The sequence below is a fragment of the Staphylococcus caeli genome (assembly GCF_900097965.1).
In the GTDB taxonomy this organism is placed as follows: Bacteria; Bacillota; Bacilli; order Staphylococcales; family Staphylococcaceae; genus Staphylococcus; species Staphylococcus caeli.
Window position 1 is genome coordinate 53,948 of the sequence record NZ_FMPG01000013.1, and the last position, 6,530, is coordinate 60,477.

4 protein-coding genes and 2 pseudogenes are annotated in these 6,530 nt (G+C 29.3%); 4 read left to right on the forward strand and 2 right to left on the reverse strand.

From position 1 onward, the window contains the following. Window positions 1-79 precede the first annotated feature (79 nt). The 3 genes and pseudogenes from BJS11_RS11145 (at window position 80) to BJS11_RS11155 (ending at window position 1,826) form a co-directional block, all read left to right on the forward strand. Window positions 80-1,026, forward strand: a pseudogene (locus BJS11_RS11145) (IS30 family transposase). A gap of 53 nt (window positions 1,027-1,079) precedes the next feature. Beyond that, the gene (locus BJS11_RS11150) at window positions 1,080-1,448 is read left to right on the forward strand and encodes a hypothetical protein (RefSeq protein ID WP_245167173.1); all 369 of its coding nucleotides are present in this window, start codon (window positions 1,080-1,082) and stop codon (window positions 1,446-1,448) included. 120 nt (window positions 1,449-1,568) lie between these two features. Next, window positions 1,569-1,826 (forward strand): hypothetical protein, encoded by a 258-nt coding sequence (locus BJS11_RS11155; RefSeq protein WP_069996726.1) that lies wholly within the window; start codon window positions 1,569-1,571, stop codon window positions 1,824-1,826. A 1,304-nt stretch (window positions 1,827-3,130) separates the two neighbouring features. Here BJS11_RS11155 and BJS11_RS14195 read toward each other — a convergent pair. After that, window positions 3,131-3,319: pseudogene (locus BJS11_RS14195) on the reverse strand (helix-turn-helix domain-containing protein); the annotation flags it as partial. Between the two features lie 220 nt (window positions 3,320-3,539). Further along, window positions 3,540-5,417: a YSIRK-type signal peptide-containing protein gene (locus BJS11_RS13645; RefSeq protein WP_070014097.1), complete on the reverse strand. Its 1,878-nt coding sequence runs from the start codon at window positions 5,415-5,417 to the stop codon at window positions 3,540-3,542. A gap of 426 nt (window positions 5,418-5,843) precedes the next feature. On the opposite strand from BJS11_RS13645, the gene BJS11_RS11170 reads away from it, so the two are divergent. Further along, the coding region (locus BJS11_RS11170; RefSeq protein WP_159427264.1) for a YSIRK-type signal peptide-containing protein at window positions 5,844-6,530 on the forward strand (687 nt) is incomplete at its 3' end.

Sequence of the window (6,530 nt, forward strand, 5' to 3'; positions counted from 1 at the left end):
TTCATGAAAAAATGCCCATAAACAGCACTCTATTGTAAGATGTTAATAACCACAAAAACACATACAAGGGGTTGCCGATATGAGCAATATTCATCTTACTATAACTGAACGAACACGTATAGAGGTATTAAAAAATGAAAACTATTCTTTGAGGTCGATTGTGCGGGTATTAAAATATTCGGTTTCAAGCATTATTCGAGAAGTTCGTAGCAATAAAATTAATAATACATATAACGTTGAATCTGCTCATTCTAACTATAACTTTAAAAGAAAGAACTGTGGACATCGAGTTAAACTGAATTCTGAAGTTGTGGAGAAAATCATTCATTACCTTAAGCAACACTGGTCACTAGAACAAATTGTTGGGTGCTTATTTTCAGGTAAACTTTCTTTTAAAACGATATATAGATGGATTAATCGTAAACTACTTAATTTTAATGCAATTACATATCTTAGACAAAAAGGTAAACGATAACAGCCTAAAGAGACTAGGGGAGAGTTCAACGTTGGCAAGTTAATTTCTGAACGTCTTAAAGAAGTAAGAAGTCGTAATGTTTTTGGTCATTGGGAAGTTGATATTGTTGTGTCAAGTAGCGGGAAAAGCAAAGGTTGCTTTGCCACTTTCTTAGAAAGAAAGTCTCGATATTTATATTGTTTCCAAATGGCTGACCGTTCTGCAAAATCAATGGAAATTGTGATTAAAAAACTGATTTCCTCTCTCCCAACCGGAACAGTTAAAACGATTACTGTAGATCGTGGAAAAGAATTTGTATGTTATAAAACTATTGAAAGTCAATTCGAAATCAATATTTACTTTGCTGATCCTTATTCTGTTTGGCAACGTGGAACAAATGAAAATTCCAATAGTCTACTTAGAGAATTCTTTCCTAAAAAAGCAGATTTAGCAAAAATAACCCAAGCAGAATTGGATTAGCTTTATATTTTATAAATCATCGACCAAGAAAGTGTATTAATTGGTGTACACCTTATGAAAATTTCACTTTAAGTCTGTTGCAGTTAAATTGACAATTTATCTTTTGAAAAAGGTTTTATCGGCTAGTATAGTAGGTCCTTTATTAATGACGGGTATTTTAGAAGGTGTACACTCTGTGGCAAATGCTGAAAATGTGGCTAAAGAGCAAGATGTAGTATCTAGTAAAGTGAAACAAGAAAAACAATGGCAAGTTTTTTCTCCAGAAGCACAAGATAGTTTTAGATATTTAGTTAAAGCGAATGGCTATAATAATTCTCAGCAAATGGATTTACTTAGAAACACAGCAGCAGCTAAAGGAATTGCTAAAAATGGAACTTCAACTAGAGGGAAAGTTGGCATTACAAAAGCGGTAGTAAAACAAGCTTGGAAAACCTTGTCTAAAAATGTTAAAAGTAAAATAAAGTCACAAAGTGCTTTATGGTTTGCTGTTAAAACTGTTGACCATTTCACTTAGGATGTAGAAAATGAGATTTATAACAACGTTAAAAGTTTAGGTTTAGGTAATAACTCGGCTTTGGTAGTAACAAAAGCAATTACATTAATTATAATGTAAAAACAGTGGAGTTGGTATATAATGACGCCGCAACTATTAATGTTAATAATAACGATTTTAACACTTCTATTTATTGGATATTGTTTTATATTTAGTAAATGGGTTATAGGTGCATTTATTGCAGTATTTATTCAATCTGTTTTACTATTTAGTATTCGTTATTTTTGTCAGGACAAAGAATTTGGAGATGCTTTTACACATTCATTTGATTTTCTTACAATAGTTATAGTAATTATATTTGCTATTTATAAAATCAATAAAGATAAATCAAGTGAATAGTAAATTAAGACATAGTATTGTATTAAGAGACTCCACTCCTCAAGTCAGAGGAATGGGGTATTTCTATATGCAATCCATTTGCAATAAAAGGTACGTTAATATAAAAGTGCATATCGAACAATATTATATGACCTAACATGTTTGAAAAGAAGAAAATAATAATGTAAGGAGAGACATTTAGTTGCTTATCCTATTTTAAATGTTGTGATAAAATCAAATTACATGCAATTATCAAAATAATAATAATTATTATCTAACTCTGCCACTCAAGCATGTCACTGGGTGGTTATTTTTATATTTTGCATTATAACATTTTAATTAATTTATAAAGGAGTAAATTATGTATTTAGAGTATTGGAAAAATATATTGAATTATAAAGGTGTGGCGAAGTTAAGTCATTTAGTAATTAACATTCTAATAAATATATTCATACTATTTTTAATCATGATAAGTGGTATTTTTGTACCATTTAAATGGGAAAATATAGTCGTAGATATTTATTATTTTATTTTATGTGTAATGTTTTTACCTACCATATCTATGATAGTTAGGGTTATAAATAATTATAGGTTAAAAAGTAAGAACTAGATTTTAAAACTGTATTTATTGTTTGTATGCCACTAGCCTCTAGGGGGTTATTTTATATGCAAGTAAGTGTATATTTTCCTGTTTGTTTGGTGGGATTTAAAATTTTTTGAGTTATATAAACTATAGAAAATCTCTACTTACTTCGATACTGCTATGTTTATTTTTAAAAATTTTGTAGGGTAAAAAATATTGTCCCTATTCATGGTGATTCCTTGATATTTAGGCGGCTTACTATCCCAAAGGTAAGCTGTCTTTTTAACATACTTTAAAAATGTGTAAAGGTTCCCCTATATGAATGTATGGGGTATTTTTAGGGAAAAAAGGGCATAATTTTGATAATAAGAGCAAGGGTAATATGTTCACAAAAAGTTCGCGAAGTTACGAAATAGTGTGCATGTTCATAGACTTTCAAAATGAAAATTTTGGATATAAAACCCTAATTTAACAGTGCTTTGAATACTAGTGATTATTCATAAAATAGAAGTATATAAAAAGAACAATAATAGATATTGTATCTGATATACCTTCAGTCATATAGCAATGAATCCGTAAAGTGGGAACTTAATGAAAACACTATGTTCTAGAGGTTGGGACATAAAGTTTTTACATAATTGATAATAAGAATAGGGTGTTGTTTTTCTAAGGTATGTAAAGGGATTAAAATTAATATGTTTATCATTAATATATCTATAAATTGTTTTAAAAGAAAGTTTACCTAAAAATAAGATCTGAAACTTTGGGAACCAGTGTCAATTGAGATAAAAATTTTTTCCACAACTCTTTTAAAGTTATAGTTAGAATGAGCAGATTCAGCGTTATATGTATCATTAATTTTATTTCTACGAACTTCTCGACTAATGATTGAAACCGAATATTTTAATATCCGCGCAATCGACCTAAAAGAATAGTTTTCATTTTTTTATACCTCTATACATGTTCGTTTAGTTATAGTAAGATGAATATAGCTCATATCGGCACCCATTGTATTTGTTTTTGTGGTTATTAACATCTTACAATAAAGTGCCGTATATGAGCATTTTTTTATGAAATTTTGAAGATGTTGCGCTTAATATTATGTCAAATATAAGGGTTTCATTTCTATTATTAATATATATAGTTATAATCTATACAAAAATAGATTGTGCTTGTTGAAATGCTTCTATTCGTTCATTAATATTATTAAACCCACCATTTACTTTTTGGCTTATAACTTTTACCATTTCAATTGGGTTTGAAAAATTAGTTTGATCAGCTAATTCATTTAAGCCATGTGTTTGCCAAAACCATGCTGCACTTGACCAAGGGAAGTTTGTTGCTACGTATTTGACACCTTGATAGATAATATTAGGATCTCCCATAGCTTCTGAAAACATAGTATAGTTGTGTTTTCCGGTTAATTGAATGTAACCTCCCCCCTTATACTTAGGACCATCACCTTGATTTGTATTACCTAAATCTTGACGCCATTCATAAGCAGTTCCATCAGCTATTTCTTCAGTATAGAGTCCTTTAACTGATTCAACAGCTACTTGTGCCATAAATTGTTGTATTCTAATAGGAGTTGTTATATCAAATTTTTTTAAAGCATTATTTAAATCTTTTAAGTTTAAATTACTTAAATTCCATCCAAATTTTTTTAATTGTTCTGATGAAACAATATCTGTAGTATCTTGAGACATTTGATCTTGACTATGTGTTGTATCAGGAGATGGATTAGGTTTAACATCTGGATCTGGTTTTGTTGGTCCATTCATAACTTCTTGAACAGTTCGTTCAAAATCTTTTCTAATACTATCAATATCTCTAATGATAGTGATTGCTTTCGGTATTGTATTTAAATTTGGATGTGTAATTACATTTGTTAGCTCTAAGACTTTCCCATTAAAGTTATTTAAATGATTTTCGAATGAACTTCTACGTTCATTGAAACGAGTGATAATTTCTGGTTTTGATAAATTTTGAAGATTAGCTAGTCTACCTTCAATATCTTGACGTATAGCGTTAATATCAGGTAGATTAAACGCTTTTAATAACTTAGAAATTCTATTTTCAATATCTTTTTGTACTTCATTTATTTGAGGTAGTTTAAGTGTTCTCAAAATATTATTTGCTTGATTCTCAAGGTCTTTACTCATTTTACCTACATCTGGTAGCCCTATAGCATTTATCTTACCACTTCTAAATGCAGTATTAGCGAATTTAGTGTTCGAATTTACAAATACGTTATCTTTGACTAATGGTTTAGTTTTTGCTTCATCTTCTTTTTTTCCTACTTCCTTATCTGCTTTTACTTTTCCTTCTTCTACTTCCTCACCTGCTTTTACTTCTCCTTTTCCTACTTCCTTATCTGCTTTTACTTTTCCTTCTTCTACTTCCTCATCTGCTTTTACTTCTCCTTCTTCTACTTCCTCACCTGCTTTTATTTCTCCTTCTTCTACTTCCTCACTTGCTTTTACTTTTCCTTCTTCTACTTCCTCACCTGCTTTTATTTCTCCTTCTTCTACTTCCTCACCTGCTTTTATTTCTCCTTCTTCTACTTCCTCACCTGCTTTTACTTTTCCTTCTTCTACTTCCTCACCTGCTTTTATTTCTCCTTCTTCTACTTCCTCACCTGCTTTTACTTTTCCTTCTTCTACTTCCTCACCTGTTTTTACTTCTCCTTCTTCTACTTCCTCACCTGCTTTTACTTCTCCTTCTTCTACTTCCTCATCTGCTTTTACTTCTTCTTCTTCTACTTCCTCACCTGCTTTTACTTCTCTTTCTTCTACTTCCTCATCTGCTTTTACTTCTCTTTCTTCTACTTCCTTATCTACTTTTACTTCTTCACCATTTTCTTCAGATATTTTGTCATAATTTTCAATCTCTGTTTTGTCATTGTCAACTTCAGATGCATCAACTTCTTTGGTTATTCCTAAAACAACTGATACACCTATCAGTGTCGAAGCAATACCTACTGACAATTTTCTGATTCCAAACATTCGTCTAGTTTGATTAAACAACATTTTATCACTTACTCCTTTGTCTTTAGAAATCATACTGCACTTTAATCATAGTAACTATTTTTTAATCTATGTATAAAACAAAGTTAAGTAAACGAAAAAATTTTTCTTTTAAAATAGCCTTAAAAATTTACTAGATATAAAAATTATCAATAATATAATTTTTTTATTTAGGAATTATCTTTCAAATCAATATATTACTTAATAGTTTATTTTAATATCTCATTATGAATAACGCCTTTTCCAATCAAATGACTTTGTACATATTATTTTTTGTAAAATTATACATTGATTTGCTCAATGAAAATCATTCTTTAATTATAAAAATAATTATCTTTTTCTTAACTTAATTAGTAATTATTATTTACTTAATAATAAAGTATTACTCTTATTTTGTATTTAAATTTTTATAAAGAGGAGATAATGAATGTGAGCCTATTCAATCAGAAAAAACAAAAATTCGGAATTAGAAAACTTTCAATTGGTATTACTGCAACACTAATAGGAGTGACAACTATCTGGGGAATACATAAAGAAGCTAATGCGGCAGAAATTAGTAATGAAGTAAGTTTAAACAAATCTTCTGCTTTCTATTGTACTAGTATTGTAACTTCCTCAGCTAATAACAATAAAAATTTTGAGAAATCACCTGAAGTTCATGATAATGATAATTCTTCAATTGATAGTAAAGTTATAAGTAAAAAATCTTCTGAACTTCATGATAGCAATAATTCTTCAATTGATAGTAAAGTTATCAGTAAAAAACCTTCTGAACTTCATGATAGCAATAATTCTTCAATTGATAATAAAGTTATCAGCGAAAAATCTTCTGAACTTCATGATAGCAATAATTCTTCAATTGATAATAAAGTTATCAGCGAAAAATCTTCTGAACTTCATGATAGCAATAATTCTTCAATTGATAGTAAAGTTATCAGCGAAAAATCTTCTGAAAGTACTAACCATAATTTTACAAATAAAAAAACAAAAACAAATGAAACACGAGATAACGTATTTGTAAATTCGAACACTAAATTCGCTAATACTGCATTTAGAAGTGGTAAGATAAATGCTATAGGGCTACCAGATGTAGGTAAAATGAGTAAAGACCTTGAG